Raw genomic sequence first — 17420 nt, forward strand, 5'->3', positions numbered from 1 at the left:
GGGACATTCGCGGACAGCCATGCATGCATCGTTCCAAACGAGAGGTCGTGCTGAAACAAGGCGATAGCGTTGATCCAGCGATGTCAGATGTCCGACATCGTCGGACATCTGACCGAATGCCGCGCGGGTCCAAACCGAAAGACGGGCCTTTCGGGCTGAGATGCCGATCCGACCAGGACCGCAGGTGCCGTCGTGCCGACCAGTTCCACACCCCTCGTCGTCTGCGACCAAGCCGCTGGGGAACCCGAACCGCGAGTTCCACTATGCTTTGCCCATTTCTCGCGGCCGTGCGGAAAAGCATTTCCTTCAAATCGCGCAAGAAAGGCGATGCGGCAGGCTGCTTGCGTCGGAGCTTGGTACCCGTCACGAGGACGAGGCTACACATCAACCGGCGCAGCGCTTGCAGGCGGCGCTCGGACGATCTGTCGAGTCGCCGGCTGGCGAACCGATGGTTCAGACAGGTTTTCGATCAATCCCTTCGGTGTGGTTGATCCAGATCAAGGCTTGTCCGTCAATGGCATGCTGTCCTCACCCGGTTCAAAGGAGAATGATATGTCTGCGCAAAGTCTTTCGGTGGCTATTGGATTTTACATTGCAATCATGGGCCTATGCTCCTTCGCAATCTCGTCATCAAGCATGCAAGCGATGGCTGTCCCTGGTCGGAACCGGCGGCAAGTCGCCACTACACTGCTTTTCAGCCGAGCCGAAAACCTGAAGCATCAAATATGAGATGACGGCCCGTGACCAACGGCACCCTGAGCGCAGGGCCGACTTCGTTCTGATCTTGCAGCGGCCGGCCTACGACATAGGGGTGTTGCTTGAGCATTGTCTGCCAGATGGTGGGAAAATCCATGCCCTTGGCCCGCGCTGTATTGCACGCCCGGACAAGCTCCGAGACGACGTCGGCCATGTTTCACCTATTTGATATTGATTTTCAAAAGAATCGCGTGAACGCGACAGGTCGGCATTGACCTGAATCAACTTCGCCAAAAATTCCTTTCTCTCGAGAGGCCAAATGTCGAACCGTGTCATCCGAAACGCTGTCGGGAAACTCTGCCGGTTTTGTTCGCTCTGGCCTGCTCCGCCGCGCCGGTGCCCCAGATGACCAGCTTTGACATTGCAGTTGTCGGGGCCGGTCCGGTTGGACTGGCGTTTGCCGCCTCGCTCGCCGCAAGTGACCTCAGGGTCGCGTTGGTCGAACGCCAATCGATAGCTGATCTGGCTCAGCCCGCCTTCGACGGACGTGAGATTGCACTCACTCACACCTCGGTCAAAATTCTGCGAGAGCTCGGCGCATGGGATGCCATCCCCTGTTCCGAGAAATCCCCCCTGCTGGGCGCGCGGGTTCTTAACGGATCCAATCCGTTCTCGTTGAGCTTCGATGCGCCTGCCGGAAGCGCGAACCCACTGGGGATTCTGGTCCCCAACCATTGGATTCGCAGGGCTCTGTTCGGCATTGTCCATAAACGGGAGCATCTGCGTGTGTTCGCTGGCTGCACCGTCGTCGCCGCGCAAATCAATCGCGGCGGCGCGATGGTGACCCTCTCAGATGGCCGACAGTTCAAAGCCCAGCTCCTCGTGGCGGCGGATTCACGTCTGTCTGCTCTGCGTGATCTGCTGGGCATCGCCGCCGAGGTCAATCGGCTCGGCTGCTCGATGCTGATTTGCCGCGTTCGGCACGAGATGCACCATCACGGGATCGCGACGGAATGGTTTGATGATAAGCAGACGATCGCAATGCTGCCGCTTGCGAAAGGCGTGTCGTCACTGCTTGTCACACTTTCCGCAAACGAGGTTTCCCGGCTTGTCCTGATGAACGATGCTGATTTTCTCGCAGAGATGAGCCAGCGCTGTCGGGGGCGATTGGGTAAAATGTCGCTGGCCAGCAGCCGCCACGCCTATTCACTCGTTACGACTTGGGCAGACAGATTCTGGACGCCACGCGCCGCGCTCATCGGGGATGCGGCCGTCGGCATGCACCCGGTCACGGCGCACGGCTTCAACATCGGCCTTGGCGGCCAGCATCGCCTCGCGAATGGAATTTTGACGGCTTGGCGCAAAGGAACGGATATTGCCGATCCGACCTTGTTGCGCCGGTATGAAACCCGGCTAAGGCTGAGTGCGGCGCCGCTTTACCACGCCACCAACATGCTGGTTAGGCTTTACACCGACGAGCGCCCGCTCGCACAGGCCGCCAGGCATGTCGGCCTTCGGCTCGGCCAAAATCTGCCCTTTATCCGACGCGGGATTTCTGCCGTGCTGAGGCGCTAACTTCGGTCCTCCAGACGCTGGGCCGGCTAACCGCCGGCCGCCACGAGCGACGAATTCCGAATTTGATTTTGCACAAAGACAAGACCCTTGTGCCTTCTATCCAGGTGCAGCCTCGCCCGATTTCGCATCCATGGCCGACAAAGCGCCAGCCAGACTTGCCCAGGACATGCACTTAGATGGCCACGGAATATCTGCCAGCTCCCTTCTCAAGATATTTGTCGAATTTCGCCGCCACAGTCCTGACAAGAGGGCGGCTCTGCTGTGGCACGATAAAATTATTGCCCTCCAATTCGAGCAGCCTGCCTGAGCTGCCGATCGCGACGCGGCTTGCGTCATAGAGGAGCCTTTGGCCGACCTCGCCGAAACGCTCGACCAGCTCGAGCGCCGAAAAGGCGAAGTTGCACATCAGGTGCTCGATGACCCAGCCCCTTGCCAGATCATCAATGCGGAATTCGATGCCGCGTGCCGTGGCCAATTGGCCGGCAATCACAGCCTTCTCATACTCGCCCGTCGCAACGATATTCTGGGCGTAGCCTTGCCGGAAGCGGCTGATAGAGGATGGGCCAAGACCAATCAGGGTTTCGCAGTTGTCCTCGCTATAGCCTTGGAAATTGCGGCGCAGTTTGCCCGTGCACGCTGCGATGGCGAGCAAATCGTCCGGCTTGGCAAAATGATCAAGCCCGATCGCCTCATAGCCGGCGCGTACGATGATCCTGGCGGCAAGCTGCGACTGTGCCAGCCGTTCGGCAGAATCGGGCAGCCAGGCTTCGTCGATCATTGTTTGATGCTTCTTGAACCACGGCACATGGGCGTAGCCGAACAGCGCAATCCTGTCGGGCTCCAGCGCCAAGGCGTGCGTGACCGTCGCGGCGACGCTTTCAAGCGTCTGGTGCGGCAGGCCGTAGAGCAGATCGAGATTGACCGATTTCACATCGCGGGCCCGGACGCCGTCGACCACGCTCTTGGTCAACCGGAAACTCTGCTCGCGATTGATGGCCGTCTGCACCTTGGGATGGAAGTCCTGCACCCCAAGACTGGCTCTCGTCATGCCGATCGCGACGAGCGCATCCAGACGGGCTTCATCGATGTCGCGGGGTTCGATCTCGATGCTGATGCCGGCATCGGGGCAAAAATCAAACCGGTCCCTTAAGGCTTTTCCGAGCGCAAGTATGTCGTTCGGTTTCAGCATGGTTGGGGAGCCGCCGCCAAACTGGACAGAACGCACGCGGCCCTTGCGGCTTATGAGACGCCCGGCCGTTTCAATCTCGATGTGCAGGGCGCGCAGGAAGCTTGCCACAGGCGCATAGTGCCGCGTGTGCTTGGTGTGGCAGGCGCAAAACCAGCACAGCGCCTGGCAATAAGGTACGTGCAGATACAGCGACAACTCGTCGTCGGATTTGAGGTGATGTATCCAGCCTCGAAGCACATCGGCGTCGACACCAGGATGAAAGTGTGGCGCGGTCGGGTAGCTTGTGTAGCGCGGCACGTTCTCGCGCAGTATGGCGGACAATTCGGGATGCGTGCCGTTGGTTGCTGCTCCATGCATGGGGGCAACTTGCGTTCTGCAAACCGCGCCCGCCTTGATTTGAATCAAGCTTAGCGGCGGCAGGACAAACTGACGCAACACCTGACGCAGCTGCGATGCTATCTTGCCGCCACGATTACCCTTTCGGGCCGCGCCGATGACCATTCGACAGGACGTTCCAAGTTTTGCAATTCCTGTGCTTTGCCAAGCCTGCGATGCGCGGGATAGCGGATTATGCGGGGCGCTCGAGCCGGACCAATTGGTCGAGTTGGCCAAGGCATCGTCGAGACACAGCGTTCCGGCCGGAACCGAGCTGGTCGGAGACGCCGAACCGATCGACACCTATTCGAACCTGCTTTCGGGCGTTGTAAAGCTGACCAAGGTTCTTGGGGACGGCCGCCAGCAGATCGTCGGGCTTCAATTTGCGCCCGATTTTGTGGGCCGGCCGTTCAGGTCGGAAAGCGAGATCAACGCGGAGACCGCGACCGAAGTCTCACTGTGCTCGTTCCCGAAAGCTGCCATTGAGCGAATGATAAGGCAGTCGCCGGCCTTCGAACACCGCTTGCTCAAGCAGACACTGATGGAATTGGACGAGGCTCGCGAATGGATGTTGACTCTGGGCCGCAAAACGGCGTCGGAAAAGGTCGCGAGTTTTCTGTTCCTGATCGCGAGGAATATCGACCCGGCGACTGACACCACCAGCAACGGATCGGCAACTTTCGATCTGCCGCTCACCCGCGCCGATATCGCCGACTTTCTCGGCGTGACGATCGAGACCATCAGCCGTCAGTTGACAAAGCTTCGTGCCGACGGCGTGATCCGCATCGAGAACAATCGCCATGTCGTGGTCGATAGCGTCAGCCGGCTGCAACGCTGTTCGGGCACTTGGGCGCGTTCTGAGGCTTAGGTCTCCTGGCTTTTCGTCCGATTCTGCTGCGCGATGAGCGGCAGGACGTGCTCGCGCTCGAATGCGACGTGTCGCCGTGCCGAACAAAAAAAGGCCCTCAACATAAACCCGAGGGCTTCAGGGTTGGCGACTCCACCTCCGTGGCCGATGGTCAGCAGCGTATCAGTCAAATCCTGCGCCGCGCATTCGTCCTCAATGTGCTCGGCGCGCAAGCGACGTAACGAGGCGCTCGGATCTCCCTCCGATGCGCCGCTTGCGAACGCAGGAAAGAGATGCTCTTCCTCGCGAGCATGGCTCATGCGCAGCAGCGGCACGAGCTCGTTTGCTATCAGCAGGCATTTCGAACGATCCACCGAAGGCAGCCGGTCGGCTATCGCCTCCAGTTCGTTGCACATCAGCAACTTGCGTTCCTGCAAGAGACAGACATCCCGGCATGGCCGGCTGCCATGAACGCAGCCGTCGACAAACGGCCAGGCTTTGCATCTTGCGACGATTGAGGATTTCGAGCCGGCCATCGGGGCGTCTCCGCGTGAATTCGAGACGCAGGATTGTCCGACTGACGATCGCCGCCTTTGACATAGATCAAGGCGCCAACACGCCGTTTGCGGAACTAGTGGGGAGCGGATCCGCGTTCCACCAATCGGCGTCAGGGATATGTCATGAGATTTGCCACAGAGGTCGTCGCTTTGAGTTTGTTCGCATTCGCGGCGCTGGTCGGCGCCGGCTTAGGTGTGGACGGACCTTTTCGGCAACATATGTGGGTGTTGTTCTTTGTCCTTGCCGGTTTCACGGCGTTCCTGTTGCGCAACTTCGAATTCAAGCCGGCAGCTCCCGTCGATCCGTCGGCCTATATGGATGGCCCGATCCGCTGTGGAGCCATCGCCACAGTGTTTTGGGGTGTTGTCGGCATGCTGGTTGGTGTGGCCATCGCGCTGCAGCTGGCCTACCCGGATCTCAATGTCCAGCCATGGTTCAATTTCGGACGATTGCGGCCCCTTCATACGTCGGGCGTCGTCTTCGCCTTTGGCGGAAACGCGCTTCTGTGCACGTCACTGTACGTTGTCCAACGCACCTGCCGCGCGCGGCTGTTTGGCGGCGACCTGGGCTGGTTCGTGTTCTGGGGCTATCAGCTCTTCATCGTCATGGCCGCGACCGGCTATCTGCTGGGCGTCACCGAAAGCCGCGAATATGCCGAACCCGAATGGTATGTGGACATTTGGCTGACGATTGTTTGGGTCGCGTACCTGATCCTTTTCCTCGGCACCATCCTGAAGCGCAAGGAACCGCATATCTATGTCGCCAACTGGTTCTACCTGTCCTTCATCGTCACCATCGCGATGCTGCATGTGGTCAACAATCTCTCGATGCCCGCCTCCTTTCTCGGATCGAAGAGCTATTCGGCGTTCTCCGGCGTTCAGGACGCGCTGACGCAATGGTGGTACGGGCATAACGCGGTCGGCTTCTTCCTGACCGCCGGGTTTCTCGGCATGATGTATTACTTCGTGCCGAAGCAGGCGAACCGGCCCGTCTACTCCTACCGGCTGTCGATCATCCACTTCTGGGCGTTGATCTTCCTCTACATCTGGGCTGGCCCGCATCACCTGCATTACACCGCCCTGCCCGACTGGGCGCAGACGCTTGGCATGGCGTTCTCGATCATGCTGTGGATGCCGTCCTGGGGCGGCATGATCAACGGCCTGATGACGCTGTCAGGCGCTTGGGACAAGATCCGCACTGACCCGATCATCCGCATGATGGTTGCCGCGATCGCCTTCTACGGCATGTCGACTTTCGAAGGTCCAGTCATGTCCATCAGGACGGTCAATTCGCTGTCGCACTACACGGACTGGACCATCGGCCACGTTCACTCAGGCGCCCTGGGGTGGGTTGGCATGATCTCGTTCGGCGCGATCTACTACATGGTGCCGAAGCTGTGGAATCGCGAGCGGCTTTATTCGCTGCGCCTTGTCACCTGGCACTTCTGGCTGGCGACCTTGGGCATCGGCGTCTACGCGGCGGCAATGTGGGTCTCCGGCATCATGCAAGGCTTGATGTGGCGCGAGTATGACGAACGGGGCTTCCTGGTTTACTCCTTCGCCGAGACCGTGGCCGCCATGCATCCGTACTATGTCATGCGCGCAGCGGGCGGCGCGATGTATCTCGCCGGCATGCTGATCATGGCCTGGAACGTCACCATGACTGTTCGTGGCCGCCGGCGCGAACAAGAGCCGTTGCAGGGCTCCACATCCGATTTCCAGCCTGCCGAATAAGGAGCCAGACATGGGCTTGATGGCCAAACACGCCCTCATCGAGAGAAACGCCACGCTTCTCCTTGTAGGGTCGCTGCTGGTCGTGACCGTCGGCGGCATCGTCGAGATCGCACCGCTGTTTTATCTCGACAACACGATCGAGAAAGTAGAAGGCATGCGGCCCTATTCGCCGCTGGAGCTCGCCGGCCGCAATATCTATGTGCGCGAGGGCTGCTACCTCTGCCACAGCCAGATGATCAGGCCGTTCCGCGACGAGGTCGAACGGTATGGGCACTATAGCCTGGCGGCCGAGTCGATGTACGACCATCCCTTCCAGTGGGGTTCGAAACGAACCGGTCCAGACCTGGCGCGTGTCGGCGATCGATATTCCAACGAGTGGCACACACAGCACCTGACAAACCCGCGCTCGGTCGTGCCTGAATCAATCATGCCGAGCTACGGGTTCCTGAAAGACACCCTGATCGACGTGAAAGACTTTTCAACCCATCTCGTCGCCAACGCCGATGTCGGCGTTCCCTACACGCCCGACATGATAGCCAACGCCAACGCAGATCTGAAAGCACAAGCTGATCCTTCCGCCGACACGACCGCGATCGAGATGCGCTATCCCAAAGCCAAGGTCGGCGACTTTGACGGCAATCCGGCGCAGGTCACCGAGATGGATGCGCTGGTCGCGTATCTGCAGATGCTCGGCACTCTGGTCGACTTCAAGACCTACGACGATGCCGCCGGCTACCGCTGAGGGGGAGACGCATGAGCTACAGTTTGATGCGCGAGTTCGCCGACAGCTGGGCCCTGCTTGCCATGGCGCTCTTCTTCGTCGGCTGCATTGCCTTTGCCTTGCGCCCTGGTGGCAAAACACGGGCCGACCAAGGCGCGCAGATCCCTTTCAAGGATGACTGATCATGAGCAGCGAGCATATCGACGAAGCTTCCGGCATCTCAACGACCGGTCACGAATGGGATGGAATCAGGGAGCTCAACAACCCATTGCCGCGGTGGTGGGTGATGACCTTCTACGTCACCATCGCCTGGGCGGCCGCCTACACAATTGCTTTCCCCGCATGGCCCATGCTGTCTTCATCAACCAAGGGCGTGCTCGGCTATTCCAGCCGCAAGGGCGTCGCGAGCGAGCTGGCGACGGCGCAAGCTGCCAAAGGTAAGTATGTCGCGGCAATACAGTCCAAAACCGTTTCGGAAATTGCCGCGGACGATGCGCTGCGTGAGTTCGCCATCGCAGCCGGGGGCGCCACGTTCAAGGTCAATTGCGTGCAGTGCCATGGCTCGGGCGCTCAAGGCTCCAAAGGCTTTCCAAATCTCAACGACGACGACTGGCTGTGGGGTGGCAAGACCGAGGAGATCCAGCAGACCATCACCCACGGCATCCGCTTTGCTTCCGATCCGGACACTCGCCAGTCGGAAATGCCGGCCTTCGCAGATGTGCTTCAACCCGAGCAGATCAGCCAGGTCAGCGCGTATGTGGCAAGCCTTTCAGGGCCGGTGCGCGACAAGACCCTGATCCAGTCCGGCGCCAACGTGTTTGCAGACAATTGCGCGGCCTGTCACGGCGAAAACGCAAAGGGAACCCGGGAGCTTGGAGCTCCCGACCTGACGGACGCGATCTGGCTTTATGGCTCGGGCGAAAGCGCAATCGCCGCGCAGGTCCGCGCACCCAAGCTAGGTGTAATGCCAGCATGGGGCGCGCGGCTGGGGGAGACAAAGGTGAAGGAGCTTGCGGTCTACGTCCATTCGCTTGGCGGTGGGGAATAGGAGAAGCGGCCTATTCGCCCCCACCACCGTCGAGCGACGAGGCCCGGCTGCAGCCGGGCCTCGACCCAACTTTTCGGCTCGCCGGATTGACTTGCATCAAGGCGGCGCGGTCCACCCTGCGGCAAAACTTGGTGGACGGGAAACTGCGGACTGCTCGACTGGAGGTGCTGTGCTGGATCAAAGGCAGATAGAACGGCCCGCAGCGGAGGCTGCGAACTCCGGCAAGGTTCGGCAACCGCTCTATGCAGCGCACAAGAAGATTTTCCCGAAGCGTGCTTCGGGTCGTTTCCGCCAGTTCAAATGGCTGGTGATGGCGATCACGCTTGGCGTCTATTATTTGACGCCGTGGTTGCGATGGAACAGAGGCCCCTTCGCACCGCACCAGGCCGTCCTGCTCGATCTGGCGAACCGGCGCTTCTACCTCTTCTCCATCGAAATCTGGCCGCAGGAATTTTATTACGTTGCAGGGCTTCTGATGATGGCCGGCATCAGCCTCTTCATGCTCACGTCCACGGTCGGGCGGGCCTGGTGCGGCTACACCTGCCCGCAGACGGTCTGGGTCGACCTGTTCCTGGTCGTTGAGCGTGCGATCGAAGGCGATCGCAATGCCCGCATAAAACTTGAAGCCAGTCCCTGGAGCGCGCGCAAATTGCTTGTGCGTGCGATCAAACATGCCGTTTGGCTGGTCATCGCAGTTGCCACGGGCGGTGCCTGGATCTTCTACTTTGCCGATGCTCCGGAGCTCCTCGGCGAAGTCCTCGCGGGCACGGCAGCCACCGTCGCCTATGTCACCATCGCCATCTTCACGGGAACCACATACCTGTTCGGCGGGCTCATGCGCGAGCAGGTCTGCACCTATATGTGCCCCTGGCCACGCATCCAGGCCGCCCTGCTCGACGAAAATTCGCTGACCGTGACATATAACGACTGGCGCGGCGAACCCCGTTCGCGCCATGCCAAGAAAGCCATGGCCTCCGGACGGCCTACCGGGGACTGCGTCGATTGCAATTCCTGCATGGCGGTCTGCCCCATGGGTATCGACATACGGGATGGCCAGCAGCTGGAGTGCATCACCTGCGCGCTCTGCATCGATGCCTGCGATAGGGTGATGGACAAGCTCGGTCGGGCGCGCGGTTTGATCTCCTATGCAACGCTGGCGGACTACAACGCCAACTTGGCGCTGGCGAGCGCAGGCGGCACCGGTCCCATCCACCCGGCTCTGATCAGGAACCCGACCAACACGTTTGTCGACGGTGTCGCGCAGTTCCAACGGCGCAAGATCTTCCGATCGCGCACCTTCATCTATCTCGGTGCGTGGTCGGCGATCGGGTTGGTTCTCATCTCTTCGCTGCTGACGCGCGAGAGGCTGGAGATGAACGTCCTTCACGACCGCAATCCGCAATTTGTAACGCTTTCGGACGGCTCGATCCGAAACGGCTACACCGTCAAATTGCTCAACATGATACCCCAGCCGAGGACAGTCGTGCTCTCCCTGGAAGGGCTGCCCAGTGCGCAAATGAGCATCGTCGGCGTCGACCTGCCATCCGGCCGCTCGTTTGCCATTCCGGTTGAGCCCGACCGGCTCACAACACTCAAGGTTTTCGTCCGCCAACCGGCGGACCAAATCTACAAACCGGTGCAAAGCTTCACGTTTCGGATTGAGGACGAGGCGAGCTCTGAATCGGCAAAGTACACCGCTAGGTTCAATGCGCCGGAGATCGCCAGATGATAGCCAATACGGAAGGTGGGCGCGAATTCACTGGCAAGCACATGCTGCTCACAGTTCTCGGTTTCTTTGGCGTTGTGATCTGCGTCAACGCGACCATGGCAACGCTCGCCAGCACCAGTTGGACCGGCTTTGTGGTGGAGAACACATATGTGGCCAGCCAGCAGTTCAATGAAAAGGCCCGCGTAGGACGGGCACAAGCGGCCCTTGGCTGGCATGGCAGATTGACCATTGCGTCCGGCGAGGTTCGCTACAGCCTTGCCGATGCCAAGGGCAGGCTGGTTCCGCTGCACGGCGTTCGCATCCTGTTTCGGCACCCGGCTTACGACGCGCAGGACAAAGCCGTGACACTTGTAGCTTTAGGTAGCAATCCCGATATCGCTTGGGAATTTGGCGGGCGTCATACGCCGAAGGATGGCGTCTGGATCGTCGAGATCGACGCCGATGCAGGTCTTGCTTGGCCATTTCGTGATGTCCGCCGCATGATGATTTCGAAGGGCTCGCTGCGATGAGTTGCTGCGCGCCGGGCGCCGAAACGACACTAGACATGATCGACACAGCGTCCGCGCTGCCATCTAGCGACGAGATCAAACTGGCCAGCCGCAGTTTGGGCGGCGACACGCACCAGACCGATCTGTCGGTGCCGACAGTTCACTGCGCGGCCTGCATGCAAACCGTAGAGACGGCCCTGAGGAAGCTGGAAGGCATCGAAAGCGCTCGCGTGAATCTATCCACCAAACGCGTGTCCGTGCGCTGGCATGGCGACCAGGTGCCTCCGATTTTCGCCACGCTCGGGCGGCTTGGCTATGAAGCGCATCTGTTCGACCCGGGGAGCGCCAAGCAGGACAAGACCTTATCGGAGCTGATCCGGGCGGTTGCCATTTCTGGCTTTGCCGCCGGCAACATCATGCTGCTCTCGGTCTCGGTTTGGTCCGGTGCGGAAGGAGCCACCCGCGACCTCTTCCACTGGGTTTCGGCGCTGATTGCCCTCCCGGCTCTCGCCTTCGCTGGAGGGATTTATTTCCGTTCGGCGGGAAAGGCGCTTCGCCATGGGCGGGTAAACATGGACGTGCCGATCGCTGTCGGCATTTCACTCGCCTATGGCATGAGCCTCTACGAAACGATCACCCATGGCGAGCATGCCTATTTCGACGCGTCGGTGTCGCTGCTGTTTATCCTGTTGATCGGCCGCGCGCTGGACCATGCAATGCGCGAACGGGCACGAACCGCCGTGACTGGCCTTTCGCGGCTGGCCGGCCGCGGCGCCATCGTCCTGCGCAGCGGCAGGACCCGCGAATACCTGTCGATCGGGCAGATCGAGCCGGGCATGGAGCTGGTGATTGCCGCTGGAGAGCGTGTGCCTGTCGATGGCGACATCCTCCACGGCAGCTCGGATGTCGATTGCTCGCTCGTTTCTGGCGAAAGCCGGCCGTGTGCGGTTGGCCCGGGATCGGATATCCAAGCCGGCACGCTCAATCTCACTGGTCCGCTCACAATGCGGGCCACGGCGGCTGCGAAAGATTCGTTCCTGGCGCAAATGGTTCGGCTTATGGAAGCAGCCGAGGGTGGCCGTTCGCAGTACCGCAAGATTGCCGACCGCGTCTCTGCCCTCTACGCCCCAATGGTGCATCTGGCCGCGCTCGTAACCTTCCTTGGTTGGATCACAGCATCAGGCGACTGGCATCTGGCAGGAACGACCGCAATCGCTGTGCTCATCATTACGTGCCCCTGCGCGCTCGGCCTTGCCGTACCGATCGTGCAAGTGGTCGCGGCACGGCGTTTGTTTGAAGCCGGCGTGATGGTCAAGGATGGTTCGGCCATGGAGCGGCTGGCGGCCATCGACACAACCGTGTTCGACAAGACCGGAACGCTCACACGTGCACGGGCGCGGCTTGTCAACGCGCCATCCATCGATCCGGCCATGCTCGCAATCGCAGCCGAGATGGCCACGCATTCGCGCCATCCGTACTCAAGGGCGATTGCCGCTTTTTTGGGCCCATCCAGCCAGCCTAGACCAGCTTCGATCAGCGAGCAGCCTGGCTTCGGCGTCGAGGCCTCCATGGAGGGAAACATTTGGCGGCTGGGCCGAGAAGGGTGGGCCGGATGGAAAGCTGCGACTGGTGGGAACGGCAAGCGTGGCAGCTGCGGTACCGTGCTTTCGCGAGACGGCGTGGTCGTCGCCGCGTTTGATTTTGAGGACTACACGCGCGCCGATGCCGGGGTCGCGGTGACGGCATTGAAGCATGCTGGTCTGGCCGTTGAGATGCTGTCTGGGGATACGGCCAAGGCTTGCGGTGAAGTGGCCAAGGCCTTGGGGATCGGCAACTTCGTACCTTCGCTTCATCCAGCCGGCAAAGTTAAGCGCATCGAGGCGCTGACCAAGGCCGGCCACAAAGTCTTGATGGTGGGCGACGGACTGAACGATACGCCAGCGCTGGCAGCTGCGCACGTCTCGATGGCTCCGGCAAGCGCGGCCGATATCGGTCGCAATGCCGCCGATTTCGTTTTCCTGCGCGAGAGCCTTCTGGCAGTGCCTTTGGCATTGGATATCTCTCGAAAGGCAGGCTGGCTGATCCGCCAGAATGTCGCCATTGCAATCGTGTACAACGTCTTTGCCGTGCCGATCGCCATGTCAGGGTACGTGACGCCGCTCATCGCGGCGATCGCGATGTCCACCTCGTCACTGACCGTGGTCGCCAATGCCATGCGGCTTCACGCCTTCAGGAAGCGTGGGGACTGAGAATGTTCTGCCCCGTAAAGCGCAGGTCCTGAGATTTGATCCGGTCCCGATGACGATCCTTGTCTATCTCATCCCGGTTGCGCTCTTCCTCGGCGCAGTTGGATTGGGCGGTTTCCTGTGGGCTTTGCGCAGCGGCCAGTACGAGGATCTGGACGGTGCGGCAGAGCGCATCCTGATCGACCGAGAAGACAGGCGGTTTGACTGAACGCGCGACATGTAGAACCGAATGTCGCGGGTTGACGCGATGGCACAGGAGAGGATCTCTTGGGAAGGCTCGGGTTGGAATTCCCTTACGGTACCAAGCAAGCGTGCCGGTCACCCGCAGTGGGCTTTCTCCAGGGCTATCCCCGTACCCTGAATGGCTAATTGTTCGTGTTCTACCGACCTTGTGGCGCGATTGTGCTCCTCTTCAGCACACGGTCGAAGTTCTCTCTTACCCGTCGGTTCCGGGTTGACGGTGTTTTTCAGGAGGGACTTTTATCGCCAACTCTTGTTCGGCTGTGGTCGCATTCTCCACCCTCAACCGTTGCGAAAGGCATAACCGTAGCCGTTGATCGCCGGCACCCCGCCCAGATGGACGTAGAGGATGGTCGAACCTTTTGGAAAGAAGCCCTTCTGGACGAGGTCAACGAGGCCTTGCATCGATTTACCCTCATAGACGGGATCTGTAATCATCCCCTCGAGTCTGGCACACAGACGGATGGATTCCTTTGTTTCCTCAGAGGGGATGCCATAACACGGGTGAGCGTATTCCTTGAGCAGCACCACGTCAGCCTCGGTGAATGCCGGGCCAAGGTCGACGAGCTTCGCAGTGCTATTGGCAATGTCTAGCACTTGCGCTCTGGTCTGTGCCGGGGTTGCGGAGGCATCGATGCCGATCACGTTGCGCTGTCGGCCGTCTTTGGCGAAGCCGACGATCATGCCGGCCTGCGTGGAGCCCGTGACCGTGCACACGATGATATAATCGAAAGCAAATCCAAGCTGCTTTTCTTGCGCGCGCACCTCATCGGCGAACCGAATGTAGCCGAGGCCGCCATATTTGTGCACGGAGGCCCCTGCCGGTATCGCGTAGGGTCTGCCGCCCCTCGCCTTGACCTCATCGAGTGCTTGTTCCCAACTGCGACGGATGCCGATGTCAAAGCCCTGGTCAACCAGGCGCACCTCTGCTCCCATAATGCGGCTCAAGAGTATGTTACCCACCCGGTCGTATACGGCATCCTCATGAGGGACCCAGCTCTCCTGCACCAGGACGCATTTCATGCCGATCTTAGCGGCGACCGCAGCGACCATGCGTGTGTGGTTGGACTGAACGCCGCCGATGGAGACAAGCGTATCTGCATTGGAAGCGATCGCGTCAGGGATGATGTATTCAAGCTTGCGGAGCTTGTTTCCGCCGAATGCAAGACCGGAGTTGCAGTCCTCGCGTTTGGCGTAGATGTCCACCTTTCCCCCCAGATGTTGGCCCAGACGATCGAGCTTCTCAATGGGCGTCGGGCCAAAAGTGAGCGGGTGACGTTCGAACTTTTTCAGCATGATGGTCTCTCCGGCGACGTGAGTTGAGCTAGGATGCCGTTTCAATGGTGGTGTTCGGCGCGAAGTCAGCTGCTCGTTCCTGGCACTGCGAAGTCTCAGGTTCACTCTTCATCCTCAGGACAGGTCGGCCACTGGCGCCGGCGCTGCTGGCCCCGACCGGAATGCTTGGCCTTTTCTTTTGCAGCTTTCCCAAGACGGCCTGACCGCCAGATCAGAAAGAGCACGCTTGCGAAATAGCCGACCTGGGCAAGCAGCGAAGCAGCGAGCGTCTTGACGATGACCGATCGGATAGAATGCGAGAGGAGGAACAAGATAGCAGCGTTGATGGACAGCACCGCCGCCAAGGCGAGGCAAAACATTCTGAGGGGCACTGACGTTCTCCTGGTTTGTCCGTCAGGTCATGCTGCGGCGTTGTTGGCCGCAAGATGAGTCTGGCAGTTCTTCGGACAGACGCGGGCGCAGGCTCCGCAGCCGATGCAGCGGCCGGCATGGTCGACGACCATGATCATGCGGTTGAGCTCGCCATCGAAGTCGTCCTCGTCATCGCAAACGCCGAGGATTTCACCCGCGTCATCGACGCCATAAAGGTGCATGACCTCGCGCGAGCAGACCTTGAAGCAGCGGCCGCAACCAATGCAGGTCGTGCCGTCTATGGCGGTCAGATAGTCTGGCATCCATTTGGAGCCGTCGCGGGTAACGAACGGGCTGGTCATCGCGAAGTCTCCAACGCAGCGAGCTCTCTCCTTGCGGTGTCCAACTCTGCAAAGACGTCGAACGTTTTCCCGGCGACGGTCATTATCGTTCGCCAGTTGAGCGGTAGGTCCTCGGTCAGGTCGTGCAAATCCATTTTCGCGGTTCCCGCGCGCGACTGCAGCTTGCGGACTTTCTTTTGTAGTTCCTCAATATCCGACATAGTTTCCTTCCTCAGAATCGATTGCGCACTCTGCTGGCAACGCTTCGGCTTCCTGCAGCCGACCCGTTTCGGTCAGGTTCGAATTTCTTCGTGCGGCAACTGCCTCGATCTTCAGCGCGCGACAAACAGCGGCAATGGCGGCTTCTCGACGATCCATCTGGTGACGCCGCCGAAGATCCGCTCCCGCAGCCGGCGGTGGCCACAAGCCCCCATGACGATCATCTCGGCGGACGTGTCGATCGCGTGCTGCGTGAGAACCGTGGTCAGCGACTGGACGTCGCTCGGCAGCCGGTCGACAGCCACCCGAATTCCGTGCCGGGCGAAGTAGCCTGCAATGTCGGTGCCCGGCCCAGGGCCGTTTTCGGCCCCGGCTGCCTCCGGATCGAGCAATGTGACCCGAACGTCCTCTGCATCACACAGCAGAGGCAGTGCTTCCCGAACGACACGCGCGGTTTCAACGCGAGAATCCCAGCCGACCAGTATGCGGCGCGGCCGCAGAGAGGCCTTGGCGCCATGCGGCACCACAAGCACCGGCTTTCCCGACTGGACCAGGCTACCGTCAATAGCAAGAGGCCCGAGATCTTCGTCATCGAGAAGCGATGGCCCGATGACTGTCAGATCTGCATAAGGGGCCCGATGCCGCAGCAGGTGACCGACGCTGCCCTTATCGCAATAGTCGGTGTCCACGTCATAGGGAGCCCTCCCGGCTTCAAGCAGTGTACGGATTTCCCTGGACCGTTTTTCCAGCTTGGCGATATTCTCTGAAAGTGCCTCGATTTCACGAAAACGTCGTTCCAGTCTGACCACGTCTCGTGTGTGCTCAGGCCAGAGGGCAGAAACTGCGCTGATCGGCGGACGCGTGGCAAATTTGATGATTAGTACGGACAAACGAGCGCCAACCTCGGCGCACAGTCCGGCAGCGGTTCTGACGTCCTGATCGGAATGTTCAACTTCCGTGACACACAGCACGGTTTTAAAAGCCATTGAGTGCTTCTTTCTGAGGATTCTTGTGCTTGTACATGCGTCCGAAGCCGTACCATTCCCTTTCAGCAGGAGGGATATGGACGATGGCAGCGTATGCGTTTGTCTGTCTGCCGCCCTGCTCATCGACAGCGTAGCCGGCCAGTTCGTGGCACCGTTTGGGCCGGCGCAGCTGACAGACCTGCCGCACCCGTTAATTTCCCTCATCGCAGTTTCTGCGCGCGCAGCGGCTGCCGACCTTCTTCTGCACCCCTCCAGATTCGACATGACCTGTTTCCACCAATGCGTTGCATCACGCCCGGGCCGCGTCGGGATAGATTTCGATGGCCACGATCGCGTCATCGACCAGTTTCGTCCCGGCCTCGGCAAGATTGCGTAACGTCTCGAAACCGAACCGATGGACGTCGCGCAGCGTCTTGGACAGGACCACCAATCGCCCGGCCGTGAGAAGCACGCGCCCAAAGCCCTCATGGCTGATTTTCATCATGGGCGAAGCCATCAGGCCGGCGCGCTCCTCGATCGCAAGTCCGACAGCGGCATAATAGAGATCGAGCCTCCACAGCACGTCTGGATCGGGATCGCCGATAATGGGGATTTCACGGCGCTTTTGTTTGGTGACAATGAAGTCGGCCAGCAGCTCCGGGTCTGGTTTGCCTTCCCATGAGCCGTAGGAGTCCTGCGCGCGAATCAGCCGCAGCAGACACTTCACGAAGGGCGTGGCAAGCGCCGACTCGTCCTCTTTGACGGCAGGGATGACGGCCGCGTCAGCCATGGCGCATTCTCCT

Annotated in this window: 19 protein-coding genes; 10 read left to right on the top strand and 9 right to left on the bottom strand. The window is 60.1% G+C overall.

Translation table 11 applies throughout. The annotated features are described in order from the left end of the window. Positions 1-694: 694 nt before the first annotated feature. Positions 695-910 carry a hypothetical protein gene (locus O7A70_RS23885; RefSeq protein WP_337142607.1) on the bottom strand — a complete coding sequence of 72 codons (216 nt, stop codon included), beginning with the start codon at positions 908-910 and terminating at the stop codon, positions 695-697. Between the two features lie 191 nt (positions 911-1101). Here O7A70_RS23885 and ubiM point away from each other — a divergent pair, with 191 nt between their 5' ends. Beyond that, complete coding sequence (ubiM, locus tag O7A70_RS23890) at positions 1102-2271, top strand: 5-demethoxyubiquinol-8 5-hydroxylase UbiM (protein ID WP_337142608.1); 1170 nt, start codon at positions 1102-1104, stop codon at positions 2269-2271. Between the two features lie 172 nt (positions 2272-2443). On the opposite strand, the gene hemN is transcribed toward ubiM, so the two are convergent. Then, positions 2444-3817, bottom strand: coding sequence for an oxygen-independent coproporphyrinogen III oxidase (gene hemN, locus O7A70_RS23895; protein WP_337142648.1), 1374 nt, complete (start codon positions 3815-3817; stop codon positions 2444-2446). 136 nt (positions 3818-3953) lie between these two features. Here hemN and O7A70_RS23900 point away from each other — a divergent pair, with 136 nt between their 5' ends. Beyond that, complete coding sequence (locus tag O7A70_RS23900) at positions 3954-4703, top strand: Crp/Fnr family transcriptional regulator (RefSeq protein ID WP_337128346.1); 750 nt, start codon at positions 3954-3956, stop codon at positions 4701-4703. On the opposite strand, the gene O7A70_RS23905 is transcribed toward O7A70_RS23900, so the two are convergent. Next, positions 4700-5218: a hemerythrin domain-containing protein gene (locus O7A70_RS23905; protein ID WP_337142609.1), complete on the bottom strand. Its 519-nt coding sequence runs from the start codon at positions 5216-5218 to the stop codon at positions 4700-4702. The two genes, O7A70_RS23900 and O7A70_RS23905, sit on opposite strands and share 4 nt — an antisense overlap. A gap of 144 nt (positions 5219-5362) precedes the next feature. Between O7A70_RS23905 and ccoN the strand changes: the two genes are divergently transcribed. The 8 genes from ccoN to ccoS all read left to right on the top strand — a co-directional run bounded on the left by ccoN (position 5363) and on the right by ccoS (position 13413). Next, entirely contained in the window at positions 5363-6973 is a 1611-nt protein-coding gene (gene ccoN, locus O7A70_RS23910) for a cytochrome-c oxidase, cbb3-type subunit I (RefSeq protein ID WP_337128348.1), read from the top strand. Between the two features lie 10 nt (positions 6974-6983). Continuing rightward, positions 6984-7715 carry a cytochrome-c oxidase, cbb3-type subunit II gene (gene ccoO / locus O7A70_RS23915; RefSeq protein WP_337142610.1) on the top strand — a complete coding sequence of 244 codons (732 nt, stop codon included), beginning with the start codon at positions 6984-6986 and terminating at the stop codon, positions 7713-7715. Positions 7716-7726: 11 nt separating this feature from the next. Then, complete coding sequence (locus O7A70_RS23920; protein WP_337128350.1) at positions 7727-7876, top strand: cbb3-type cytochrome c oxidase subunit 3; 150 nt, start codon at positions 7727-7729, stop codon at positions 7874-7876. Positions 7877-7878: 2 nt separating this feature from the next. After that, positions 7879-8742 carry a cytochrome-c oxidase, cbb3-type subunit III gene (gene ccoP, locus O7A70_RS23925; RefSeq protein ID WP_337128351.1) on the top strand — a complete coding sequence of 288 codons (864 nt, stop codon included), beginning with the start codon at positions 7879-7881 and terminating at the stop codon, positions 8740-8742. Positions 8743-8911: 169 nt separating this feature from the next. Beyond that, the gene (gene ccoG, locus O7A70_RS23930; protein ID WP_337142649.1) at positions 8912-10471 is read left to right on the top strand and encodes a cytochrome c oxidase accessory protein CcoG; all 1560 of its coding nucleotides are present in this window, start codon (positions 8912-8914) and stop codon (positions 10469-10471) included. After that, the gene (locus O7A70_RS23935; protein WP_337142611.1) at positions 10468-10980 is read left to right on the top strand and encodes a FixH family protein; all 513 of its coding nucleotides are present in this window, start codon (positions 10468-10470) and stop codon (positions 10978-10980) included. The genes ccoG and O7A70_RS23935 overlap by 4 nt, the downstream gene beginning before the upstream one ends. Beyond that, the gene (locus O7A70_RS23940) at positions 10977-13208 is read left to right on the top strand and encodes a heavy metal translocating P-type ATPase (protein ID WP_337142612.1); all 2232 of its coding nucleotides are present in this window, start codon (positions 10977-10979) and stop codon (positions 13206-13208) included. The genes O7A70_RS23935 and O7A70_RS23940 overlap by 4 nt, the downstream gene beginning before the upstream one ends. A 49-nt stretch (positions 13209-13257) precedes the next feature. After that, on the top strand, positions 13258-13413 hold the full coding sequence (ccoS, locus tag O7A70_RS23945; protein WP_337142613.1) for a cbb3-type cytochrome oxidase assembly protein CcoS: 156 nt from the start codon (positions 13258-13260) through the stop codon (positions 13411-13413). Between the two features lie 314 nt (positions 13414-13727). Here the strand turns inward: ccoS and O7A70_RS23950 are convergent, their stop codons facing one another. The 6 genes from O7A70_RS23950 to O7A70_RS23975 all read right to left on the bottom strand — a co-directional run bounded on the left by O7A70_RS23950 (position 13728) and on the right by O7A70_RS23975 (position 17407). Next, complete coding sequence (locus O7A70_RS23950; protein WP_337142614.1) at positions 13728-14741, bottom strand: 1-aminocyclopropane-1-carboxylate deaminase; 1014 nt, start codon at positions 14739-14741, stop codon at positions 13728-13730. A gap of 101 nt (positions 14742-14842) precedes the next feature. Beyond that, entirely contained in the window at positions 14843-15076 is a 234-nt protein-coding gene (locus O7A70_RS23955) for an exopolysaccharide production repressor protein (protein WP_337128426.1), read from the bottom strand. 63 nt (positions 15077-15139) lie between these two features. Then, positions 15140-15454: a ferredoxin III, nif-specific gene (fdxB, locus tag O7A70_RS23960; protein WP_337142615.1), complete on the bottom strand. Its 315-nt coding sequence runs from the start codon at positions 15452-15454 to the stop codon at positions 15140-15142. Beyond that, positions 15451-15654, bottom strand: a complete 204-nt coding sequence (locus O7A70_RS23965; RefSeq protein ID WP_337142616.1) for a CCE_0567 family metalloprotein — start codon at positions 15652-15654, stop codon at positions 15451-15453. Before O7A70_RS23965 ends, fdxB begins: the two co-directional genes overlap by 4 nt. Positions 15655-15765: 111 nt before the next feature. Further along, the gene (locus tag O7A70_RS23970; RefSeq protein ID WP_337128358.1) at positions 15766-16638 is read right to left on the bottom strand and encodes a universal stress protein; all 873 of its coding nucleotides are present in this window, start codon (positions 16636-16638) and stop codon (positions 15766-15768) included. Between the two features lie 289 nt (positions 16639-16927). Next, positions 16928-17407 (bottom strand): NifX-associated nitrogen fixation protein, encoded by a 480-nt coding sequence (locus O7A70_RS23975; protein WP_337128359.1) that lies wholly within the window; start codon positions 17405-17407, stop codon positions 16928-16930. Positions 17408-17420 lie beyond the last annotated feature (13 nt).

This window comes from Mesorhizobium sp. Cs1299R1N1, from assembly GCF_037179655.1.
Taxonomy (GTDB): Bacteria; Pseudomonadota; Alphaproteobacteria; order Rhizobiales; family Rhizobiaceae; genus Mesorhizobium; species Mesorhizobium salmacidum.

What these genes read in the sequence shown, in the direction of transcription:
- O7A70_RS23885 (WP_337142607.1), bottom strand. Translation starts at nt 910, where the DNA reads ATGGCCGACGTCGTCTCGGAGCTTGTCCGGGCGTGCAATACAGCGCGG.
- ubiM (WP_337142608.1), top strand. Translation starts at nt 1,102, where the DNA reads ATGACCAGCTTTGACATTGCAGTTGTCGGGGCCGGTCCGGTTGGACTG.
- hemN (WP_337142648.1), bottom strand. Translation starts at nt 3,817, where the DNA reads ATGCATGGAGCAGCAACCAACGGCACGCATCCCGAATTGTCCGCCATA.
- O7A70_RS23900 (WP_337128346.1), top strand. Translation starts at nt 3,954, where the DNA reads ATGACCATTCGACAGGACGTTCCAAGTTTTGCAATTCCTGTGCTTTGC.
- O7A70_RS23905 (WP_337142609.1), bottom strand. Translation starts at nt 5,218, where the DNA reads ATGGCCGGCTCGAAATCCTCAATCGTCGCAAGATGCAAAGCCTGGCCG.
- ccoN (WP_337128348.1), top strand. Translation starts at nt 5,363, where the DNA reads ATGAGATTTGCCACAGAGGTCGTCGCTTTGAGTTTGTTCGCATTCGCG.
- ccoO (WP_337142610.1), top strand. Translation starts at nt 6,984, where the DNA reads ATGGGCTTGATGGCCAAACACGCCCTCATCGAGAGAAACGCCACGCTT.
- O7A70_RS23920 (WP_337128350.1), top strand. Translation starts at nt 7,727, where the DNA reads ATGAGCTACAGTTTGATGCGCGAGTTCGCCGACAGCTGGGCCCTGCTT.
- ccoP (WP_337128351.1), top strand. Translation starts at nt 7,879, where the DNA reads ATGAGCAGCGAGCATATCGACGAAGCTTCCGGCATCTCAACGACCGGT.
- O7A70_RS23935 (WP_337142611.1), top strand. Translation starts at nt 10,468, where the DNA reads ATGATAGCCAATACGGAAGGTGGGCGCGAATTCACTGGCAAGCACATG.
- O7A70_RS23940 (WP_337142612.1), top strand. Translation starts at nt 10,977, where the DNA reads ATGAGTTGCTGCGCGCCGGGCGCCGAAACGACACTAGACATGATCGAC.
- ccoS (WP_337142613.1), top strand. Translation starts at nt 13,258, where the DNA reads ATGACGATCCTTGTCTATCTCATCCCGGTTGCGCTCTTCCTCGGCGCA.
- O7A70_RS23950 (WP_337142614.1), bottom strand. Translation starts at nt 14,741, where the DNA reads ATGCTGAAAAAGTTCGAACGTCACCCGCTCACTTTTGGCCCGACGCCC.
- fdxB (WP_337142615.1), bottom strand. Translation starts at nt 15,454, where the DNA reads ATGACCAGCCCGTTCGTTACCCGCGACGGCTCCAAATGGATGCCAGAC.
- O7A70_RS23965 (WP_337142616.1), bottom strand. Translation starts at nt 15,654, where the DNA reads ATGTCGGATATTGAGGAACTACAAAAGAAAGTCCGCAAGCTGCAGTCG.
- O7A70_RS23970 (WP_337128358.1), bottom strand. Translation starts at nt 16,638, where the DNA reads ATGGCTTTTAAAACCGTGCTGTGTGTCACGGAAGTTGAACATTCCGAT.
- O7A70_RS23975 (WP_337128359.1), bottom strand. Translation starts at nt 17,407, where the DNA reads ATGGCTGACGCGGCCGTCATCCCTGCCGTCAAAGAGGACGAGTCGGCG.